Source organism: Lederbergia lenta NBRC 16444, from assembly GCF_001591545.1.
Taxonomy (GTDB): Bacteria; Bacillota; Bacilli; order Bacillales; family Bacillaceae_C; genus Lederbergia; species Lederbergia lenta.
In genome coordinates this window covers 85,105-107,581 of the sequence record NZ_BCVC01000005.1, presented here as the reverse complement: position 1 = coordinate 107,581, position 22,477 = coordinate 85,105, and the positions used below count along the sequence as shown (strand labels likewise).

Annotated in this window: 14 protein-coding genes; 2 read left to right on the top strand and 12 right to left on the bottom strand. The window is 37.2% G+C overall.

Annotated features, from left to right (window positions below; genetic code table 11):
* Positions 1-76 precede the first annotated feature (76 nt).
* From BLE01S_RS15575 to BLE01S_RS15555, 6 genes are all read right to left on the bottom strand, one after another.
* Complete coding sequence (locus BLE01S_RS15575; RefSeq protein ID WP_066144373.1) at positions 77-1,681, bottom strand: SpaH/EbpB family LPXTG-anchored major pilin; 1,605 nt, start codon at positions 1,679-1,681, stop codon at positions 77-79.
* A 19-nt stretch (positions 1,682-1,700) separates the two neighbouring features.
* Positions 1,701-5,891, bottom strand: coding sequence for an adhesive domain-containing protein (locus BLE01S_RS15570; protein ID WP_066144370.1), 4,191 nt, complete (start codon positions 5,889-5,891; stop codon positions 1,701-1,703).
* Between the two features lie 710 nt (positions 5,892-6,601).
* Positions 6,602-9,715 (bottom strand): hybrid sensor histidine kinase/response regulator, encoded by a 3,114-nt coding sequence (locus BLE01S_RS20505; protein ID WP_082788766.1) that lies wholly within the window; start codon positions 9,713-9,715, stop codon positions 6,602-6,604.
* 283 nt (positions 9,716-9,998) lie between these two features.
* Positions 9,999-10,145, bottom strand: coding sequence for a GH32 C-terminal domain-containing protein (locus tag BLE01S_RS21430; RefSeq protein ID WP_369691410.1), 147 nt, complete (start codon positions 10,143-10,145; stop codon positions 9,999-10,001).
* 531 nt (positions 10,146-10,676) lie between these two features.
* The gene (nhaC, locus tag BLE01S_RS15560; RefSeq protein ID WP_082788765.1) at positions 10,677-12,164 is read right to left on the bottom strand and encodes a Na+/H+ antiporter NhaC; all 1,488 of its coding nucleotides are present in this window, start codon (positions 12,162-12,164) and stop codon (positions 10,677-10,679) included.
* Positions 12,165-12,194: 30 nt separating this feature from the next.
* Entirely contained in the window at positions 12,195-13,367 is a 1,173-nt protein-coding gene (locus tag BLE01S_RS15555; protein ID WP_066144367.1) for a MalY/PatB family protein, read from the bottom strand.
* A 411-nt stretch (positions 13,368-13,778) separates the two neighbouring features.
* Between BLE01S_RS15555 and BLE01S_RS15550 the strand changes: the two genes are divergently transcribed.
* Both BLE01S_RS15550 and BLE01S_RS15545 read left to right on the top strand, forming a co-directional pair.
* Complete coding sequence (locus BLE01S_RS15550) at positions 13,779-14,021, top strand: hypothetical protein (protein ID WP_066144364.1); 243 nt, start codon at positions 13,779-13,781, stop codon at positions 14,019-14,021.
* An 11-nt stretch (positions 14,022-14,032) separates the two neighbouring features.
* Positions 14,033-14,362, top strand: a complete 330-nt coding sequence (locus tag BLE01S_RS15545; protein WP_066144361.1) for a hypothetical protein — start codon at positions 14,033-14,035, stop codon at positions 14,360-14,362.
* Positions 14,363-15,074: 712 nt separating this feature from the next.
* Here the strand turns inward: BLE01S_RS15545 and BLE01S_RS15540 are convergent.
* From BLE01S_RS15540 to BLE01S_RS15515, 6 genes are all read right to left on the bottom strand, one after another.
* Positions 15,075-16,022: a glycoside hydrolase family 43 protein gene (locus tag BLE01S_RS15540; RefSeq protein ID WP_066144358.1), complete on the bottom strand. Its 948-nt coding sequence runs from the start codon at positions 16,020-16,022 to the stop codon at positions 15,075-15,077.
* Positions 16,023-16,025: 3 nt separating this feature from the next.
* On the bottom strand, positions 16,026-17,828 hold the full coding sequence (locus BLE01S_RS15535; RefSeq protein WP_066144354.1) for a glycoside hydrolase family 2 protein: 1,803 nt from the start codon (positions 17,826-17,828) through the stop codon (positions 16,026-16,028).
* Between the two features lie 14 nt (positions 17,829-17,842).
* Complete coding sequence (locus BLE01S_RS15530) at positions 17,843-18,676, bottom strand: carbohydrate ABC transporter permease (protein ID WP_066144351.1); 834 nt, start codon at positions 18,674-18,676, stop codon at positions 17,843-17,845.
* On the bottom strand, positions 18,676-19,581 hold the full coding sequence (locus BLE01S_RS15525; protein ID WP_066144348.1) for a carbohydrate ABC transporter permease: 906 nt from the start codon (positions 19,579-19,581) through the stop codon (positions 18,676-18,678). Before BLE01S_RS15525 ends, BLE01S_RS15530 begins: the two co-directional genes overlap by 1 nt.
* Positions 19,582-19,674: 93 nt before the next feature.
* Positions 19,675-20,934 carry an extracellular solute-binding protein gene (locus BLE01S_RS15520; protein ID WP_066144345.1) on the bottom strand — a complete coding sequence of 420 codons (1,260 nt, stop codon included), beginning with the start codon at positions 20,932-20,934 and terminating at the stop codon, positions 19,675-19,677.
* Between the two features lie 172 nt (positions 20,935-21,106).
* Positions 21,107-22,021: an ArsR/SmtB family transcription factor gene (locus BLE01S_RS15515; protein ID WP_066144342.1), complete on the bottom strand. Its 915-nt coding sequence runs from the start codon at positions 22,019-22,021 to the stop codon at positions 21,107-21,109.
* Positions 22,022-22,477: the final 456 nt, after the last annotated feature.

Here is a 22,477-nt window from a genome sequence, read left to right as displayed (position 1 = left end):
ACTTCCTAATTGTAAAAAAAGATAAATGGAAGAATTATTGCTTCCATTTATCTTCATTGTAAACATTATACGTTAATTACACTATTGCTTTTTTTCGTCGAATATACAAAAAGACTGCCAGTCCCATGAATAATAATCCGATGATTGTAAATAACGTTGTTCCTATACCACCAGTAACCGGCAATTCCCAGCCGTTTTGGTAGTTATCCACTGTTAAGGTAATTTCACTATTTTCTTTATTAATCTTAATATCAATTGGATTCTTTAAGATTCGATAGCCTTCTGGGGCTTTGGTCTCCACCAGTTGATAGTTTCCGTAATCAAGCCCTGCCCAAGCTAGTTCACCATTACTGTCAGTAGTGCCCGATTCAATTACATTCCCATCCTTATCACGAAGTTCAAATTCAGCACCAGCTAATTTGGTAGACGTTTTTCCGTCTTGTTTAATAATTTTCATTGATCCTTCTGTTGGAATGACGATCGCTGGTTCTGGGGTCTTTTTCCCGTTTGTTCCTGAATCATTTGTAAAATCAATATTTGCATCGTTTGGAATCTCTGCTACTTCTACACCAGCCTTTATTTCAGCCGTGAAATTAATCGTTACAGATTTAATCCCATCTAATGCTGCAAAGTTATTTACAGTCCATGTTAATAATTGCTCGTTTTGATTAAAAGTAAAGACAGAATCATCAACACCATCAACAGACCATTGTCCAGTGTAATTAAGTCTATCATCCAAATTATCCGTTACGATAAATTCCTTGTAATCCTTAATATCTTCTGGCAAGGAAATTTTCAAGTTATACGTGAACTCTGTTTCACGATTCGTTTCATATTTTTCAGTTGAACCGTTTATAGTCTTTTCGATATTAGGTGCTTTATAGTTTTCAATTGTGATCGTTTCTACAGTTCCTGTCTTTGTCCCATCAGTTGCCACTGTTCCACTTTTAGTAATCGAAAAAGGAATTTTATCCCCTTTAAGCACATAATCCCCAGGTGCTGATACTTCTATAAAATAATAATTTCCATAGGCTAATCCATTTACACGGATGAATCCGTTACTATCAGTGGTTAGTCCTTCTTGTAATTTTTCATCGTTTGAATTGTATAAGTCAAATGTGACACCTGGCAATGCTAAACCTGTATCCCCATCAAGCTTCTCGAGTTCGACGGCACCGCGTATGGTTTCGTTCTTTGGATAAATAACCACTTCATAATTAAGCGTGTTCCCATCTTTGCTTGTCATCGGAATATCTACATAAAACGTGTCCGGATTTAGGTTGACATGAGCTGGACCAGCAGTTTCTTTTACCGCATAACGTCCCATTTCCAAGCCATTTGCACTGTTAAAAACGATCTTTCCTGTTTCATCCGTTGTTGCTGTAAGTGGGGTTGCATCGACTACTTCTGTCCACTTATCCGTATCAGGATCATAGGCATCTGTTTTCGTTATAGAAAACTCAACACCTTGCAAAGGTTCCCCAACAGGACTTTGACCAGACTGGCCTGTCCCTTCACTTTGGGAATCGCCCGATTCCTGCTCATATTTATAAATTGTTAAACTTGGATTTGCTGCGTCTCCTGTTATAACATAAGCACTTGCGAAATTCGGTAAAAAGAATGACAGAAATAACGTTGCGATTAGGACTAGATTGATAGATCTTTTTTTCAATAGTTTCATTGTTTTCCCCCAAAAGTTTTTAGTTGTTTACTTTTTTTCTCTTTAATAAATAGAGTAATGAACCAGCCATGAGCAATCCTCCTACTAGATAGAAGATAAATGCTCCGATTCCACCAGTATTCGGGAGTTCCCACCCTGACTTTTTGTTTTCAATTTTTAATTCTATAACTCTATTTGAATCTGTTATTTCTATATCCTTTGGGTTCGTTAATAAGCGATATCCGTCAGGCGCCTTTGTTTCAATGAGTTTATAATGTCCTTTTTCAAGTTCGTTAAACGCCAACTCACCGGTTGCACCAGTAATTCCACTTTTAACCACTTGGCATTCTTCAGCGACACTATCTGCTGCCGAACATTTTCTTAGCTCAAATTCTGCCCCTTGAAGTACTTCTCCTGTGTCTTCATCTACTTTGATAATTTTGACATCTCCAAGCACAGGTGGTTTTACTTTCACTTCATTAGACTCTGTCGGCTTGTCGTCAATAGATAACAATCCTTTATTAGGAATACCATCTGATTGGATAAAAGGCTCCAACTCTTCATCAGTCGCAGTACTCTTTATCTTGGAATCAATGACAAGTGTATAAGTCTGATCCTTTAAATAAGCAAAGCTACCATTCTTCTGATTTAATGTGAACTTCACTAGGTTATCAGTTTGATCAAGTTCACCATTTGCCGTGACATCTTGTCCATCTTGGTCAATCACTTGCACGGATTCAATGTCTAGCAGTTCATGAATTTGGTCGCTTAATACAACGGATTGCCAATTAGTTGTATAGTTCCCAAAGTCATACGCTACTTTCCAAGTAAAGTGTTCGTTGCGATTGGCAAGCTCCACCGTTTCTTTCTGATCGTTAATTGTTTTGTCCACTGTCGGGTCTTCGATCTCATAATCCATATAAACGCCTACACGCAGTGGTTCTACAGGTTGTCCATGATCTGTGGCAACTGCAAAGGAGTTCCATGCTGCTCTTTCTGTCTTTTCAATCGCGGCATCTAGCACTTCTCTGTCCACCTCAAATTCAGACGGAGCTTGCATCCTAAATTGAATCTGCATATCGTGGCCTTTAACCCATTCAATACCCTCTTTTAATTCAATTTTAAAAGAGTGGATGGCTGACCAATCGATGACTTCATCTTCTGTCATCCAATTAGGGTTTTCGGCACCCGCTGGATTGATCAACTTAGTTGTCGAATCAGGATAGGAAGTGTTCTTCGTCAAATCATCCCGTTTTGGATTTTTTGCTGTACTGTATAATACATTTACTTTATTTTTCCATTCCTCAGGCAACACAATCGAATTCGTCATTTTCGGTGTAAATTTACTTCCGCGATCAACATTATCTGTAATCCCTAAATCACCCACTGAAGGTAATACATCAATTAGGACCATTTTTGTAATATCTACACCGGTCGTATTTGTTAATTTCATTAGATATTCGATCGAACCGCCTGGTGTCGTATGACCGAAATGCGTAAAATCATCATCCAATTCGCCTTTTACTAACTTTTCTGTCTGAATATCATATTGTCCACGAATCATATAGATGTTACCAGACTTTAACCGGGGTTGTTCCGTGTTCCCATTTCTATTTAGATCTTCACTGTCTTGTTGAAGGATTGTGTCCGTTACAGTTCCACCAGATGTTGTGGGTGCACCGAGCACTTCATCACCTGAAAAACCGTATACATCAAACTGCAGAGTATTTGGAGCTCCTTTAGAAACTGTAATATCTAGTTCCGCAGTGAGATCTTTGCCTATTCGTATTCGATCATCATCCCAATTAATTTTAACTAGTTGACGACCGCTGCCATTGTAATCCATATCCAAGATCTCATATTGGCCATTTGATGGGGCTCCGTCCGTATTTGTATATTCTGCATTGGGATTTTGATTCAGCGTAACTCCACTAGGCATTAAAATAACTGCTTCTAAAGGTCCACTCATCGTAAGAACGGAACTACCCATATTCGAAAGAGTCACTTTCACTCTATTTTCACCATGTGTGATCTCCCCACCATCATGAGCTAAAAGTTCAACACCTACTTTTCCAATTGGCGGTTGATCAACAGGCCTTGGCACAATCGTTGCATGACGTGGACTTGCTACCCTAGCATGATCATCTGAATTTTCATAACTAAAGGCTTTTCCTTCATAATCTTTTCCGAAAATATTAAATGTATTTTCCACTTGACCAATCGTACCTGGTTTCACATTAAAAAAGTATTGTGCCCAACTGCCGGCACTCAACCCTGCTGGTGCATACGTAAAGTCAAATTTAATTTCCGATACTTGATCCGAAGGTGAAAGACCTAAGTTTTCCCTTGTATAAGTAGCAGCGGATTTAGCATTTTCTACCAATGTTCTTTCTGCACCATTCACTTTTGCAACGATTTTAAATTCAGGTTCTCGCTCTAACGGAATGGGCGGAGTCACATTAAATGCCGTTGTCGGCATGTATCTCCAATCGCCTGGCGTCCTCAGTACTTGAAAGATTAAATTTTGATCAATTCTTATTATTGTTGCATATGCCGTAAAATCATGTACTTTTCCAGCTTGCAAACTATTAATTCCATGCCTAAAGCCAAGATAAGCATCATCATAGACAGCTGGATTGGGATCTTTTATATCGTTATCGCCAAATTCACCATTATTATTTGAAGGCCCGATAAACGAAGGAATATATACATTCCCTTTAACCTCACCTGTGTCCTCTGGTTTGCTGCTAATGTATATACTATCTTTGGCATCCGCTGTTATCGTTTTATTGTCTATAAATGTCCCACTTACATTTACACTATTTTCTTGAGTAGTTCCTACAAGAGTGTTATTGTTCGTTACTTGTAAGCGCACTCGTAAATCTACAATAAAGAATTCTCCATCAGCTTGCATTTGTTCTGCAAGTGTCGGAGCGTCAAACTCCCATGTTAATGTGCGCCCTGAAAGCGTGGGTGTAGGTGTATCGTCCATGACATCATAAAACGTCAATCCGTTACTAAACGTATCTTTAATGACAATCTTGGAACCTTCTTTGAGATACATTTGGCCGATATCCTTTTTCGGGATGCTTACCTTTATATCCCAAATGGTATAGCTTCCTGGGAAAGGAGCCTTCTGTACCTTGCCACTTAGACGAGTTTCTTTAAATTTTTTTGATACGCTAATCGAACTTGATGCGTCTATTTTCACTACAGCATCCTCAGTTATTTTCGGCTGGTTATTCGCTTCAAAAGATGCTTGCGCAGTCAATTCAGCTCCTTGCGGTGAAATACCATTTTCTGTATTGACTTTAATGAGTGTTTCATATGATCTTCCCGACCTTATAGAATCAAATTCATAGATTAGTTGTTTTGTCGATTCATTATAGATCGGTGTAACCCCATCAATTATCAGTTCGCTTACATCTTGTGTAAAACTTGTAAAATCCGTAATCGGTAAATCTACGACAACCCTTGCGTTTGTATATTCAGTGCGTGATCCTGTCACTTTTAATACAAGATTATATCCAGCAGCATTGCCTGACAGAACAATATTATTTTGTGGAGTAATATCAATATCAACATTGAGATTTCCAGAATAAGGTGTTATTAATTGAGCAGTATGTATGGATGTCTTTACTTCTTTGTTCGCCTTTGTTTCTTCTTCCTCTATATCTTCTATTAATGTTTCTTCACTTTCGGATTTTGATAAACTATCACTTCTAGATTCAGAACTGTTCTCTTCATTGCCTAGTTCTTCATCTCTTGCCTGTTTTTCTTCTGCTTGTTGATCGGTTTCTTTAGTGGCTGTAACCTGCGGAATATTAAATTGAAATTCTTCGCGACTGGTCTCCTCACCCTTTACGATACCTTGAACCTGCAGAATATTTGTCTCAGTCAAATTTGTTAAAACTATTTTCGCAGTTAAGTTTGTTTGATCATCCAACCGCTTAATAGTAACTTTATGACTGTTTCCATCATATTTCAGCTCGATTGTTTCAGACACAAGTATCTCTTTACTGAAATTACTTTCCTTTGGCAGCGCCACTTCCATGCTTTCTATAGAATCATTCATTGCCGAAATGTTAATAATCGCCTGCTCACTTGAAGCGTTTGGTTCAACGTCGATATGAAATAAATCCTTATCTGTATTAATTGTTGCACCAACTGCAGGCAGGATACCTTGAAAAGTTAAAAGAAAGACTAAGATTACTAGAAAAGTTTTTTTCAAAAATATGCCTCCTTTACAAATTATCCTGTTTGCAATAAGTATTTGTTTAACCGCCCCCTTTCCATTTAATATTTTAATGACTCTGTAAATTTTGTAACAAAAATGAAATGTAGGTAATTAAAGTATAACAAGCCCGATTCAATATTCAATATATTGTAGAAAAATGGGAGAAAAGGACGATTTCTAGTTTAAATCTAATTAATAAGCAATATTCAAATAATAACAGGATACTTTTTGACATTTTATTAAGCATTAACTCTCTATTTCTTCATACATCTCATCAGTGATAAATATTTGTTAATTAACAAATGTGCCACCTTTCATTAGGTCTAAGTACATTTGAACATCAAGACTATAATAGAATAGCTGAGTGATAAATCTATCTATCTCTCATTTTTAATATATTTTAAGGAAAATTATTAACTATTCGACATTATACTCTATGAATCTGAACACTTTTTGAACATTTTTACTTCTTTTGCATCTAAATTATAATAATCAATATATTTTATTAGATAAAGATGACTAGATAAAACTAGCTAGTGGAATGATACGGATAAATGAAGACCGAATGATAAAAAATTAGTATCTCCTTTCGATAGGCATCATAAAAAGCCGTAGATTCTGATTTAGAATATACGGCTACTTTCATTTTTTTGATTTTCACTTAGGTACTTCTGACTAGTTCATATGATACTTAAGCCTACCAACTAGTTAGGAACGGTAAAGGTGATTGTAGTTCCAACACTAGGTGTACTTATAACTTGAAGGCCTTTACCGTATAATCTTTTCAAACGTTGTTCCGTATTGACCAGTCCAATGCCCCTTTTTTGATCGGGTAAGGCAGTAAGAACTTTTTTCGCTCTTTCTTCATCCATACCGATCCCATTATCGCTAACAGAAATCTCAGCATAGCCGCCTTCCTTGCGTATACGTATTGTAATTAAGCCTCCAGCGATTCGCTTCAATACTCCGTGATTAACCGCATTTTCCGCTAACGTCTGGATAGATAAAGGTGGCACCATTACATCATTCACTTCATCTATTTCCCATTTTATTTGTAGGCGGTCCCCAAATCGCTCTTTTTCTATATATAAATAAGATTCGACTAAATCAAGTTCCTCTTTAAGCGTGACGACCTTGTCTAAGTTTTTCAAATAAAAACTACTCTGCAAATAATGTGCAAACTTTTCAATAAGAAGAGCCATTCTTGACGTGTCCATATCACTTAATGAAACAATCGTATTCAGCGTATTTAACAAAAAGTGAGGACGAATTTGCGCCTGAAGCCATGCAGCCTCCATTCTTAATCGTTCATTAATTGACGCTTGTAAATTGGTTAAAGCATGTACCCGAACATTTAATTCCATCGCATCGACTGGTTTTGTGATGTAATCATTTGCGCCTGCTAAAAAACCAGCATAGATATCATCTGGGTTGCTTCGCGCTGTTAAAAGGAGAATCGGGAGCTCAGATATCGAAAAACTCTTTCGGATAGAACGGGTTAATTCATAGCCAGACATGCCCGGCATCATAACATCTGAAATAATTAAATCCCATTCTTTCCATTCAAGTTGTTTTAATGCTTCTTTTCCGCTAATGACGGTTTCCACCTCATACTGTTCTTCTGAAAGAACATTGCTCAACACTCTCAAATTCACTGGATCATCATCGATAGCCAAAATTCTCGGTCTGTATGATGAAGACGTATTCTTAGTAAATGCTTCAATCATCGCATGATGGATAGCAATCGGTGTTTCCTTTATAGAAAGTTCACTTATATCCATAGTTGATGGGGTTGTTGCCGTTATTTGCCCGTCAAAAGATCCTCCTGCTAGTGGTAAGGTAAATGTAAACACCGAACCTTCACCAAAGGAAGAACTCGCTTTAATAATTCCGCCATGCAGTTCCACTAACTGACGGCAGATACTTAGACCTAGACCGAGGCCACCTCCAATTGCAGTAATACTAGAATCGCCTTGTTCATATGGTTCAAAAATCGTCCGTAGTGTTTTTTCATTCATTCCTATGCCCGTATCATTAATATGAATATGGGCCATTCCGTCTTCTACATTGGCAGTAAGCGTAATGGTGCCCTCATTCGTATATTTCACCGCATTATGAAGAAGATTAAACAAAATTTGAATCAGTCGGTTCTTATCCGCTTCCACACTAGGAAAGTCACTTGGGATACGAACTTCTATTTGGATATTTTTATTTTCAATAAGAACTTCGAGCATATCAACAACGCCTGTAGTGACAGCTTGTATGTCAAGATACTCCCTTTGTAGATGAATCCTATGTTCTTTCAGTCGGGTAACATCTAGCAAATCTTCCAAAGTCCGTGACATATGATGCCCAATTGTCAGTTGAAGTTTCAAGTTATTTCGAGTCTTTTCATCCAGGTGGTTAGGTCTGTTATACAAAATAGACTGTGCGATATTAATAATGCCATGTAATGGATTCCTAAGTTCATGGGATGTATTTGCAAGAAAATCATCCTTTTGTTTCATTTCTTTTTGAAGTTGAACAGCAAGCTCTTCGTTTGAGGCATTTAAAGCTAATAGTTGCTTATTTTGCTGTTCTGTTTTCCGAACTGATTCTGCAAAACTTTTACTCATCAGGATAACATGGATCATTACGTAGACGGCCACTGCTGGCAACATCAACGTCCATGCCTGATACCAATTTTGCCCGATTGCAAAATCATTAAAAAACGCTAGAAATATGAGCCCCATTCCGATTAGATTTATTTTTGCATTTTTGTTGTTATTGCGAATGCTCTTGAAGATAACATAAATTAAGTAGAAAAAGGTAGGGATGGCTAAGTAAAATACATTGAAAAAAAGATCTTGGAAAAATACAGGTTGTGTAAATAAAGTCGTAACAATAAGTGCTAAATGTATAGTTACTAGCCCATACATTATCTTTTTGGAAAACTCCTCTTCATGCCATTTCCACAATAAAATAACATAAATCATTGAAGTTGCCTCTGTCAAAATATATTCTAATCTAGTGCCCCAAAGCCAAGACATATCTAAAAATATGAGTGTATAGTAAAAGGGAACAGAAAATAAAGAGCGAACAGATATTAGCATAGCAAACAGCCCGAATATAAAAAACACATGCTCCTGTCTGCGATACCAAGCAAATAAAATCATAAACAGCCCGATGATAAAAATACAACCATTTATAAAAAGAGTTCCTATCATATTTGAATTAAATTTTTGGGCTACAATCGATGCTTCACCTAAATAAATGGAGTTCTCAAATCCCCCTCGAATATGGTCAAAGCTAGAAACTTGAATAGTAAGCAAAACTTCATTCGATTGCGTATTAAAATAAACTGTTTCCGGAGACATTTCAGCAGTATGTAAAGCTGATTCTTGCCCCACTTCACCATTTTTAGCGACTTCTGTTTGATCTATATAAAGTTTGTATGCACTATATTGAAAAGGAATATGAATTGCTAATGTTTCCCCTACATATTCATCAGGGATTTTGATTGTTGTGCTATATGTTCCAAATGAATTTATGTCTCCTGTTTGCGCCTGAAATGAGCTCGGCAGGGAGACCACTTTTCCTATTCCTCGGCCTAATTGTTCTTTCACCTCATTGGGCTTTAACAACATTTTCTCGAAGAAGTTCCATTCGCCATCCAGATCTGCATAGAATCCTTTCGACTGAAATTCATTAATATCACTAACATTAATTAATCTCGCCGAATCAGAATGTTTCGCCGAGACACTGTCATTATCTATCATCATTATTAATAATAGGGTGGAAATAAAAAGCAATAAGTATAACTTATGTTTAGCCTTCAACTGACACTCTCCCTCATCTATGTAGCAGCTAATTATAGATGGATTACACGACGCATTATGAATGAATCCAATTCTATTATAATAATACTAATCTTTCAGATTGATCACAAGGTCAGGAAACACCGATTGAACATATGATTTATAACGTATAACTACTAATTCCACCATCCCACTTTGTCCTTTATACGTACAATTCACGTGACACACACATTTATTTAATATTACTCACTAATCCAAATACATGATGAATATCCTTTAAAGGACTTCAAGTTATAATGAGTTTTCAAACATCTCCCCCCATTCCCACATACTGTCTCAAGCCATTTTTCACTATTTTTTGTCCTTGATACGCCGGAAAGATTAAGTCTGTAATCACTTTCTCACCATTAAAAACTTCGATAGACGACCAGTCAGTATAGAATGAAAAAATGATAGGTTTGTAAATTTACAATTAACGTGCATCTATGCTTATCCTTAATCCAAAATAGAACCTCTCAAGAAATGCCCATTTGTAGCTTTATACCAATCCCACATCCAAGGATCCTTATAATATGGACGGATATAGAAATCTTTAAAATGAACTGATTGAAGCATACGGTAAGTTTTTCACACCTACTAGTGGTAGCTCATCTATACACTTTGAACTCGCTCCCTTCCCTGGACGCAGACTGAATAATTCCCACCAGCTGTAGTAATGTTAAATCGAGCTGCGTAATCTGCAACATGTTGACATCCCTCAGTCCTTTTCTCTATATTATTTTAATAAATATATGACTTGACAAAATTATTAAATCCAGTCTCCCTTGTCATCTTCTAAAATCCCGAGCAATGTAGGAACAAAAATAATCCCCACCCGGCTAAGTTCACCGAATGGGGATTTGCATTATTATTTAGATAACTTTTTACATGCAATTCAAGTTATCAACGGAGTTGTTGACCACCTGTTTGATTTTTATAACTGTTAATTAGCAATCTTATTTGGATGATCTTCAGTTTCTTCCAATTCATCACTCATCTGCTGTTGCTCTGCCGGAGTTAATTTCGCAATACCAAAACCAGTAAAGCCCCATAGTGTAGCGAATATAATACCTGTCCAACATAATACAGCCCAAGGTAAATAATCTACTGTAGCTACCCCAAGCGTACCCGCCATATAAGCACCTGCTGCAGTCCAAGGCAAGATCGGCTCAATGATCGTAGCTGAATCTTCTATTGTTCGACCAAGGGTTTTCGGATGGACACCTCTTTTAATATAGCTTTCTCTCAACATTTCACCAGGCATAAGGATTGAAATTTGACCGTTACTTGTTACACCAATCATCGTTAATCCTGTTACAATCGTTGTGACAATTAAACTGCCTGTTGAGCGTGCAAACTTTAACATTTTATTGATAATTAAATCCAGTGATTTAGTCACAGAAATCGTTCCCGCAAACGTAATCGCACAAAAGCAAATTAATAGTGTACCCATCATTGAGTTCATACCACCACGATTTAATAATTTGGGAATGTCCTCAATCACGGTATTTGGATCAAAACCTGCCACATTGATCATGGATAAATTAAAACCGTTTACAACGGATGTCACAACATCATTCAAAGAAAATCCTTGGAAAACGAGTGCGTTACCCATCGCAAAGATGGCGGAAAAAAGCATCACCGGTATCGTCGGCTTCTTCCAAATAGAGCCAATCAATACAATAAGGATTGGAACAATCAATAGTATATTCCATTGAAAAACAGAATGTAACGTATCTGTAATTACCCCTACCTTCTCAGGAATTTCCACATTGGCCCCACTTGAATTCAAACCCGCGATCACATATACAACTGCCGCAACAATGAAAGAAGGAAGCGTTGTATAAAGTAGATGAGCAATATGTTCATATAAGTTTACACCTGTTGCCAAAGCCGCTATATTCGTCGTATCTGATAACGGAGATAACTTATCGCCAAAATAAGCACCTGCAACAACTGCACCGGCTACAGCTGCCAAATTAGCATCCATACCTGCGCCTACTCCCATAAAAGCAACCCCAATTGTTCCAGCTGAACCCCAGGAAGTTCCTGTACATACTGAAACAATAGCAGTAACAATGAAAGCAGTTATTAATAAAAATTGGGGATTAATAATTTTTAAACCGTAATAAATCATCATCGGAATCGTACCGCCAACCATCCATGCGCCAATCATAAGTCCTACAATAATTAAAATCATAATCGCCGGCATCGTTTTTGCAATTTTACCAGAAACCGAATCTAATATATCTTGATAAGAATAACCCAAGTAAATCGCGACTATCCCGGCAACAATCGTTGATAAAATGATTAATGGTTCCGGTGGCAATTCAAAAAATACATAACCAAAGGATAAAGATAAAACCATTGTAAGAATAGGCAATAATGCTAAAAACATCGTTGGTTGTTTCACTTTTCTTGTCTTTGTCATCTGTTTTCACCTCGTTGAATGTGTAAAAATCTAGTTGTTAAGCTTATACATGTGTGCGATTCGCCGTAAGCCTTCCTCTAAAAGCTCTCGAGATGTAGCAACATTCACTCGTATAAAGCCTTCATACGCTAAACCAAAGGAAGTACCAAAGCTGATACTTACCTTTGCCTCTTCTAAAATTAAGCGCTTTAACTCCGTTTCTCTAGCACTCCAATTTCTACAATCCATCCACAATAAAAAGGTACCTTCTGGTTCTATTATCTGGATTTCAGGCAAATATGAACGACAAAATGCCTTTGTAAAAGCAATATTATCTTGTATATAAGCTTTTACATCTAATAACCAATCATCGCATGCTGTGTAAGCGACTTCCAAAGCAGGTACAGCAAAAAAAGTTGGATTATGAATCCCTGCTTGAATCATCGTTTCTTTAAACTTTGTTCGTAGTTTTTCATTTGGAATAATTATGTTTGCAATCTCTAAGCTTGCTAAGTTAAACGTCTTAGCCGGAGATGTGCAAATAATACTTATCTCTTTCAATTGCTCTGATAGACTAGCTATAAACGTATGAGTATGATCCCCATGGATGAAATCCGCATGTATGTCATCCGAAACTAATAGGACATGATATTTCACGCATAATTCTCCCAATCTTAGAAGTTCTTCCTTGGTCCATACACGGCCAGTTGGGTTGTGCGGAGAACATAATAATAGTATTTTTACGCCCTCTTGCATCTTTTTTTCAGTATCCTCAAAATCTATCTCATATCGTCCATTTTTTAGTAATAGCGGACTTTCCACCAAGGTCCTATTATTTACCGTTACTGCATTTGTAATTGGCATATAAGAAGGAGTATGGACGAGCACTTTTTCACCTTCGCGAATAAAATTCTGTATGATAAGAGAAACTGCCTGTACAATGCGCGGACAAAATACGACCCACTCGCGCTGAATCTCCCAATCATACATACGTTTAAACCAATTTAGGATCGCTTCATAATAAGGAGGAAATGGGTCTGTATATCCATAAATACCATGCTCAGCCATTTCAACCATCTTATTAATTAGAACTGGAGGTGCTTGTAGATCCATATCTGCAACTGATAGAGCGATTACATCTTCTCCATAATCCATCGCGATTCCATCCCATTTAGCAGAGTTTGTATGGAAACGATTTACTATTTTATCAAAATTTGTTTTCATTATTCTTCACCTCTTTGAGGACACTCTAACTTAGTAATGTATAGCGCTTTCCATTTCTTCAAAGCTTAATATTTGTCAGCGATACCATTACTATTATGTAAAAAGTTTAACACTAAAACCGGACTTTGTCCACTGGTTAAACAAAGTTCAAAAATTTACCTTTTCTGTCAGTACTATATGACAAAAACTTATCCTAGAATAACTACTCTTTGCTCTTCTGTCATTCATATGGGGCATTATAACTTTAAAAAGTTCGATGTAAACTTGGACAATTTTCACATGAAATTTATAGATTTGCACTATTGAATTACTTCATTTATTACTAAAATACATATAAAAACAAGGACATAATTATTAATTAATTGCGCGGGTGCCAGGCACTCAAACAATTTCAACTTTGAAGAAGCTTCAATGAACCTTCCTTCTATTCAAGAAATGACTAATAAAGAAAAGGAATTATTTAATCAAATAATTGATGAGCAAGTTCAATTAATGGGACTTGAAAGTGAACGAGATGAAGTAACAATAGAAAACTTACTAATTGATTTCTTTGATGAAGAATCCGAGACGTATGATAATTTTGAAAAATTATTAGTAGAAACGGAGATAGCTGAAGAGTTGCTTGATACAACCTATATGCAAGAAGATACATAAGTTTCTAGTGCGTGGAAACCCTAACTGTACAAACAGCAAGTGCCGCTTCCCTTAAAGGAAAAGTTAGAGTTACAAATAAGGTAGTAGGGGCTATATTTAATGTTGTGCTTGGACTTGTAGTTGCTGGTGGACTTGGTGTAATCACAGCATATATCAAGCAAAAAGGTCAAAAGGCTGCCGCTCTAATATTTACTAAAACACTTAAAACAAAATTAATCGCATGGGGAGCCTCTAAGTTAGCTCTTATAGTTGGAGGAGCTGTGCTTTTTGCTGTAGCTTATCTTGATCCTGGTAATGCAATAGCTAAAAGACTTGACAAGTTAGACAAAAAAACCAAATAATGGATATGTAGACATATACTAATCGAATTACTCAAAGGGGATAGTTAAATGAAGGTTATATTGAAATATGTAGTCTTAATTATATGGTTAAGCATATTCATTTACTATTTCACCGAGTATATGCCACACAATATTTATGTATATTTACTAATCATACCAGTCTATATAATTAGCCATACAATAATTAATAAAATATTTAAAACCAGTAACGATCAAAAATATAAATAAAAGACAACTACTTAGACATTCAACATTGTTGGGCGTCTTCTTTATTTCACTACCTATATATAAAACGATATGATTCAACCACAAATGATTTCTCACTCCAAATTGTCGATCTATGAATAATACGTTTCATGGAAGATGATGATACTGGGGTCTTTTCAGCATTAGGCAGATTATTCGCTTTTGTTATAGCAACAATACCATGCTAGTCACATTTTCAATTTATAGATATCTATAGAAGGTTATATTACTAAGCTATTTACTAGTGATCATCTCCCTAAAGAAAAGTCCCCCCAATAACAAAAAAACGCGAATGCCAAACATTCGCGTTTTTTCATATTAATTGCGTGGGTGCCAGGCACTTACACAATTCTCTTATAATTGCGCGGGTGCCAGGCACTTACACAATTCTCTCATAATTGCGCGGGTGCCAGGCACTCACACAATTCTCTCATAATTGCGCGGGTGCCAGGCACTCACACAATTCTCACTCAATTCTCTCAATCCCCAACCCATCATTCTTCTCCGTCACGCGTAAAAACAGCGGACGTTCATGGCCGTGTGGGGTGTCAGGATAATGGGTGGCTAGATGGAGTTGTCCGTCTAGTGTATGGAAGAGGCTGGAGTGTCCAGCATTTCGATCCATTAGTAAGTCGGGATCATGCTCCCAAGGTCCTTCGATTTTTCCAGAACGCGAGCGAGCAATAGCAACGGTATAGCCACCTAAACCTTGGTCTCCGTAATTCGGGATGGAATAGCTTGACCACAGTAATAGTAGATCACCATTTCCTGCTTCGTACATAAAAGGTGCATCTGTGAGATATCCTTCTTTTTCAATGCGTGGATCGCCGAATGGGCGAATCCAAGGCATATCAATGGCATTTAAAATCTCGACCGGTTCACCGAAAGAGTTTTTTAAATCGGACGTCAGGCGAATCGCTTTTATTTTCCCTTCGTATTCTTGGGTCCATTCATGGCAAAAGACCATCCAACGTTGTCCATCTCGATCTTCATAATACGTTCCATCTAGGCATTCCCAGTTCTCTGGAGTAATAGCTTGTTCACTATGTGGTGTATAAGGGCCCGCTGGATGATCGGACACTAAAATTCCGGTTCCCCGGTGTTCACCAATCCCACCTTTACATGTTGCGAACATATAATATTTCTCATCGATTTTAAATACTTCTGGGGCCCAGTAATGACGAACACCCCAAAATCCTTTCGGTGGTTGGAAGGCGACATAAGGGCCTTCCCAATGTTGTAAATCGCTCCCCACATATACTTCAAATATTGGTTCTTCATCCCCGCATCCATCCGCAAAACTCGTCCCAAACAAGTAATATTTTTTCGCTTGGTGATCAGTAAACACAAAGGGATCTCTCATATGGATTTCTTCTGTTGTCACCTTTTTAATCGTCCGAAACCCTGTAATCATGCGTTATTCCCCCTTTTTAATGATGTCATTATGCCACTGATCATTGATTTTTTTAATTTCTTCAAGGTCGCATTTCGGCTTTCTATCATATGTGACAAGTCCGTTAATTTCTTGCTCGACATCCGTTAATTGCGTATAGCAATAGCCATGCAATACTTTTGATCGATACACATGCTCCATAATACGTGCATAATCTTCGAGGAATTCTTCACTGCCAGATACGGACGTATACCCCCAGCCACTTTCTTCGCCAACTTTGTAGCCGATGCCACCAAACTCCGTTAATAGAATTGGTTCACCTTCATATTGGAATCCTTGCGCATAGATGGAACGTTTTGCAGGCATGGATTGTAGAATATCTTCTTTTGTTGATAAGGATTGTTTAAATGCTTCTTGTTTCGCCAGTTCATCTTTTCCACCATGATTGTAATTATGAACAGCACAAATATCGGTTCTCGTTAATTCCCACCCATCATTAGAAATGACAAGTCTCGTTGTATCCAATGATTTAACTAAATGATACATCGCCAGCGAATGGTTTTGCTGTTGTTTATCACTTCTCACATTTGGAATGCCCCAACTTTCATTTAAAGGAACCCACGTAATAATCGATGGGTGGTTATAGTCTCTTTCGATCGCTTCTAGCCACTCTCTAGTTAAACGGGACGCGGCTTTTTCACTATAAGATGCAGATGCAGCACATTCACTCCAAACAAGGAAACCTAATTGATCTGCCCAATAAAAGAAGCGAGGATCTTCTATTTTTTGATGTTTTCGACAGCCATTGAAGCCCATTTCCTTCGCAATCTCAATGTCTTTTACAAATGCATCATCTGTTGGTGCTGTAAGCAATCCTTCTGGCCAATATCCTTGGTCTAATACAAGTTTTTGATAATACGGTCTATTATTAAGATACACCATCCCGTTTTCTGTATGGACTTTGCGCATACCAAAATAGGAATCGATTTTATCTAATACTTGATCCTCTTCTTTTAATGTAATCACACAATCGAATAGATTCGGATTTTCCGGTGTCCAGCACCAACCATCATGATGGTAACCTGTTCGAAAGATTTTATGATTAAATACATTTAAAGAACGTTTCGTATATTCTTCCTGTAACGTCACCGTATCCTTTGTTACGATTTCATTTTTAAAAGAAATTTCGATCTCCACTTGCTTGCCTATATAATCCCCGTTTACTTCCCATTCAAGCTGCACATCACCCGCTTCAATATCCGGCGTGAATTTTATAGACGAGAGATGTGTCGGGTGAACAGCTTCCAACCAAACCGTTTGCCAGATACCGGTTGTCCGCGTGTACCAAATCGACGCTGGCTTCTCTTCCCAAAATTGTTTTCCACGTGGAATCGTTTCATCTGTAGATGGATCATGCACCCGTACCGTTACAGTTTCTTCTCCACCTGTTAAACAATGGGTAACATCAAAGGAAAAAGAAGTTCCGCCACCTTCATGAAAACCGACATATTCCCCATTCACATATACCCATGCGCGATAATCTACCGCTCCAAAATGCAGCTTGATCTGTTTTTCTTTCCAATCGGCTGGTACCGTAAATTGGCGGCTATACCAAACCCAATCATGGAAAGAAGGATCATGAATCCCGCTTAATTCTGTCTGGTATGCGAAAGGAACTTCGATTGTTTCTTTCAAAGAGGAAGGATCCTTATGCCATCCCTGCTCCAAACCAATATTTTTATCATCAAAAGAAAATTTCCATGCACCATTTAAATTAACCCACTCGTCTCTTACAAGTTGTGGTCTAGGATATTCTGGACGTCTCACGTTATCTGTCTCCTTTATTTAATGCCTGAATTTGTAATGCTTTGGACAAAATATTTATTTGCAAACAAGAACACAATGATAGCTGGAATCGTCGCAATAACGGTAGAAGCCATCATTTTTGCCGGATTGACAAAATTCGCTCCTTGAATAAGTGTGGCAATTCCTAAACTAATGGTCTTCATCTCATTCGTATTTACAACAAGGGATGGCCATAAATAATCATTGTATATTGCCATAAAGGTAATTATCCCTAAAGTAGTTGCAACCGGCTTAATAGATGGAAAAATGACATGGCGTAAAATCTGCCATTGTGTCGCCCCATCAATATAAGCTGCTTCTTCCAAATCTCTTGGAAAAGAAAGTAGAAAGTTATAGACGAGAAAAACACCCATCGTACTTGCTGTATAAGGCAAAATTAACGGAAAAAAGGTATCGAGTAAATTCATGCTTTTAAATAAATAAAAAGCAGGGAATAATGTAACAATTCCAGGAATCGTCAAAGCAGCAACGATCATTCCCATAATGACTTTTTTGCCAGGTACTCGCAATCTAGCGAGAGCATAGGCAGCTAATATATCAATAGCTACAACTAAAATAGTGCCAATCGCCGTGATAAGTGCCGTATTAAAAATCCAGCGAATAATCGGCGCATCACTCGTCGAAGAAAAAATATCTATATAATTTTCGAGTGTCCAAGTTTTCGGTAAAATTGCTGCACTGGACATCGACTCACTTAATGTTTTAAAAGATGTAAAAACCATCCAAACAAGCGGGAGAAGAAATAATATCGCAATGAGACTAGCAAGCGTAACAACAATGAAATTTTTTCTTTTTGTCCGATGCATCATTATGCCCCTCCCTTTTCTTTCGTACGTCCCATGAAATACTGTGCCGCTGTGATGAACAACATAATAAAGCCCATTAGCATTGCCATCGCTGACCCAGCACCAAGTTGGTTCATATTCATTACAGTGTTTTGTATATTCATCGTCAAAGATGTCGTTGATTGCTCAGGCCCACCCGCTGTAATAAGCTTTGATTGACCATATAAATTAAAGGAAGCAATGACCGTCATAATGACAATGAAAAGAGCGACATTGCGAATTTGCGGCAAAATAATATAGAAGAATTTCGCGAAAAAATTAGCCCCATCAAGATCTGCCGCTTCATATAAGCTAGGGTCCACTTCATCAATCGCATTAATAAACAACATCATATTAAAACCAATTGTCCACCAAACGGTTGCGATCAATACCGATACCCACGCATACGGCTGTTGACTTAACCAGCTAATTGGCTCTTTCAAAATGCCACTCGAAACGAGTAAATTATTAAAAAATCCACCATTTTCATTGAACAACCATAAGAAGATCGCAGATACAGCCGTAACTGAAATGGAATACGAGACAAAATAAATCGTTCTAAACAATGGCTTTAATCTCTTTGGCAATTGATCAATAATCAAAGCCAATATCAAAGCAATAATCACCAATGGCGGAACACTGATCACAACAAATAGCAGCGTATTTTTCAATGCTACAATAAAATATTCATTATAAAGTGATCCTGGTGTCAAAATATCAATGTAATTTTGCAAGCCTACAAATCCATTATTCCCGGAAGATAAATTCCAGTTATGCAAGCTCGCATATATACCTACAACCACCGGTATGGCCCAAAATAAGAGAAAGCATAAAACAAAGGGGAATACCATCATAAATGCCGAGGTTTTGGATGCGATTCCTTTATTCATATTTTTCCAACCTCCATGAACCTTTTTAGATAAGGCTAATTCTAAAACTTATAAAGAAGAGTGACGACAAGGTGAACCGTCACTCTTTATCTATTATTCTGGTTTTGTTTCAACAATTTGTTTCGCTTGTTTCGTAGCTGTTTCTAATTCTTTCATCAATTGCTCTTTCGTTAAATCCTTTTTCGTCACCAATTGGCTAAATACTTTTTCATTCATATAACGGATTTGTTCTCCGTATTGATATACTTGTGGAGGTTTCACATAATTATCGAATTGCTTTTCGTTTTGAAAAGCAATTTCATACTTTTCTGGTTCGCTCTTGATTTTCTCAATCGTTGATAAATGAACTGGTGCTTGCCCACCTTCTGCCCAATGGATAAGATTATCAGGAGTAAACATATATTTCATAAACTCAGCAATACCTGCTAGTTTCTCTTCATCTTTTACTTTCTCTGATAGAGAAATCAAATGAGCATTCCCATACGCCGCTTGTTGGTTTCCAATCTGAGGGATCGGCGCAATACCTAATTGATCACCGTACTTTTCTTTTGCAGCTCCGTAATACCATGGACCAGTTAAGGCAACCGCTGTTTGTACAGATGTCCCTGACTCCGCTTCTTTCATAAACGCTTTAAATTCTCCATCCAATCCTAAGTTAGCAGGTGAGATTTTATCCTCCCAAACCATATCGTGGAATGTCATTAGCGCATCTGCGAATTCCGGTTGAGCAAAATTCAAGCTATCTCCATCTTTTAAATCGATTCCATTTTGTGATGCAATCATCAACATGTAAAATTCAACTAATCCTGAAGATGGGACTCCAAGCGCATATAGATCTTTACTTTCCGCTTGTAGATCAGTATTTAATTGTTTCAGATCTTCATATGTTTGTGGTGCCTCTGCAACTAATTCTTTATTGTAAAACATAGTAAGTGGATGGATATCTAATGGGAAACCATACAACTTCCCATCTAACTTAGCTAAATCAATACCTGCTTGGTGAAAATCAGATTCATTGATTCCAGCTTTTTCATAGAGAGATTCCACATCAGTAATCAATCCATCTAGTCGATAAGTTTCAAGGTTATTCCCATGAATAACAACTAAATCGTAATTACCAGATTTAAATTTTGTGTAATGTTCTTTTTCCTGACTTTCAACAATGCGGTATTTATCTTGAGATTCGTTAAAACCATTCGTGATTTCCTTCATATAGGCGCCATCGCCACCCGTAAATCCATTAATAAATGAAATTTCGATACGCCCGTCCTTAGATGTAGCACCCTTGTCCCCACATCCACTCAAAACAAGAATAAGTGAGAAAACTAAAAGTAACCATTTACTAGATTTCACAGTAACTCCCCCTTTTTAATAAACGCTTTCATTTCCTTGAATTTATTATTACATAAATACATGTAATAGATCAAGTATTTATGTAATAAAAAAAACGACTAGTCCATAACTAGTCGTTTTTCCAAAAATATCACTTACCTTTTATTTTTATATAAAAACAAGCAACATCCTATTATACATGGGCATACTTAACCTTCATAATTAAACCCTGCTCATAATTTCCGAACTTCGTGCCGAATATATTAATCCCCCCAAGATTATTCGCCTCTTTTTTTATTCCAAGTTTTAGTGAAATATAAGGATGGTCCTGAAGCTGTAGTTGATCAATCGTAACAGATGAAATTTTCATTCCATCAATAAAGCTTCCTTCTTTATTAATATTCCAATATTTTAATAGTCCGTATTGCGTATTATGGGTTTCCCACCAACTCGGTGTTAAAAACCCTCTTTCTCCACCGAAATCACCAGGACTTGTCCAATCGCCAATCTCATGATCATTGATGAGACAAGTAATGTCTGAAGGCCAATCTAAATTATGATAAGGAGCCTCTGAGCACAGTTCTACTGAAAAACTTAGTTCCTCCACTTCAGTCCCGTAAGGAATGCGATTAGGAAAATGATATTCAATATGACCCGAACGAAACCAGATAAGTTGAGCATTTTTCCGCTCCGGTTCAAAGAACGAACGAGGGTCATCAAGAATATGGATAATTCCCTTCTCACTAAGAAGCCCACAAGTAGGTTCCACCTGACAATGAACATATTCCCCAATATTCAATTCAAACGTAATTTCGTCTTCCATAATCGGCTCTTTTTCTTCTAAATCAATAATAATCCGATCATAACGCTTAGAACTAACCTTCTGATTCCCTCGTCCAGGAACAATCTCCGTCTTAATCAAATCGGTTTCTTCTAGTTTTTTTATATGGGCAGCAGCTGTGGAAAATGGAATAGCTAATAACTCAGAAAGATCATTCACATTTTTTGGACCACCCGTTAACTGATTCAAGATCTCCATCCGATGCTCATTCGATAGTGCCTTCGTAATTTCAATTGCTTCATGTAAAGTTAATTGTAAGGTTCTCACTGCGGTCGCCTCTTTATTCTATATTCTGTTGTAATAATAATATCTTTATATAGGGATGTAATGCAAGGGGTAGTGAAAGAGGTTTGTTATTATCTGTAATAGTCTTTAATATCGCTTATTCTAAATTGTTCACATGGGCTTTACAATTTGCTAGCAACATGTAAGGAAAATCCAAGATCCTTTTATTTTATCCCCCTTTGATAGAGTCAGAAATATAGATCCTAAAGAACTACGACTATCGTGCGCTAGTCAGACAATTGGATGGTTATACAGATTTTTAATCACATCCTCAAATAACCACTGGCGAATTATACCATATAAAAAAACTAGCGTGCGAATCGTTAAATTCTACGCTAGCCTTTTTATGAGACATAACGAAAAAAGCCCCCATAATATTTTCACTCCAAGAAAACTTTTTACTTTACTAGAAGATTAAAAAAATCCCATATTTGATGA

What these genes read in the sequence shown, in the direction of transcription:
- BLE01S_RS15575 (WP_066144373.1), bottom strand. Translation starts at nt 1,681, where the DNA reads ATGAAACTATTGAAAAAAAGATCTATCAATCTAGTCCTAATCGCAACG.
- nhaC (WP_082788765.1), bottom strand. Translation starts at nt 12,164, where the DNA reads ATGACAAAGACAAGAAAAGTGAAACAACCAACGATGTTTTTAGCATTA.
- BLE01S_RS15555 (WP_066144367.1), bottom strand. Translation starts at nt 13,367, where the DNA reads ATGAAAACAAATTTTGATAAAATAGTAAATCGTTTCCATACAAACTCT.
- BLE01S_RS15550 (WP_066144364.1), top strand. Translation starts at nt 13,779, where the DNA reads ATGAACCTTCCTTCTATTCAAGAAATGACTAATAAAGAAAAGGAATTA.
- BLE01S_RS15540 (WP_066144358.1), bottom strand. Translation starts at nt 16,022, where the DNA reads ATGATTACAGGGTTTCGGACGATTAAAAAGGTGACAACAGAAGAAATC.
- BLE01S_RS15530 (WP_066144351.1), bottom strand. Translation starts at nt 18,676, where the DNA reads ATGATGCATCGGACAAAAAGAAAAAATTTCATTGTTGTTACGCTTGCT.
- BLE01S_RS15525 (WP_066144348.1), bottom strand. Translation starts at nt 19,581, where the DNA reads ATGAATAAAGGAATCGCATCCAAAACCTCGGCATTTATGATGGTATTC.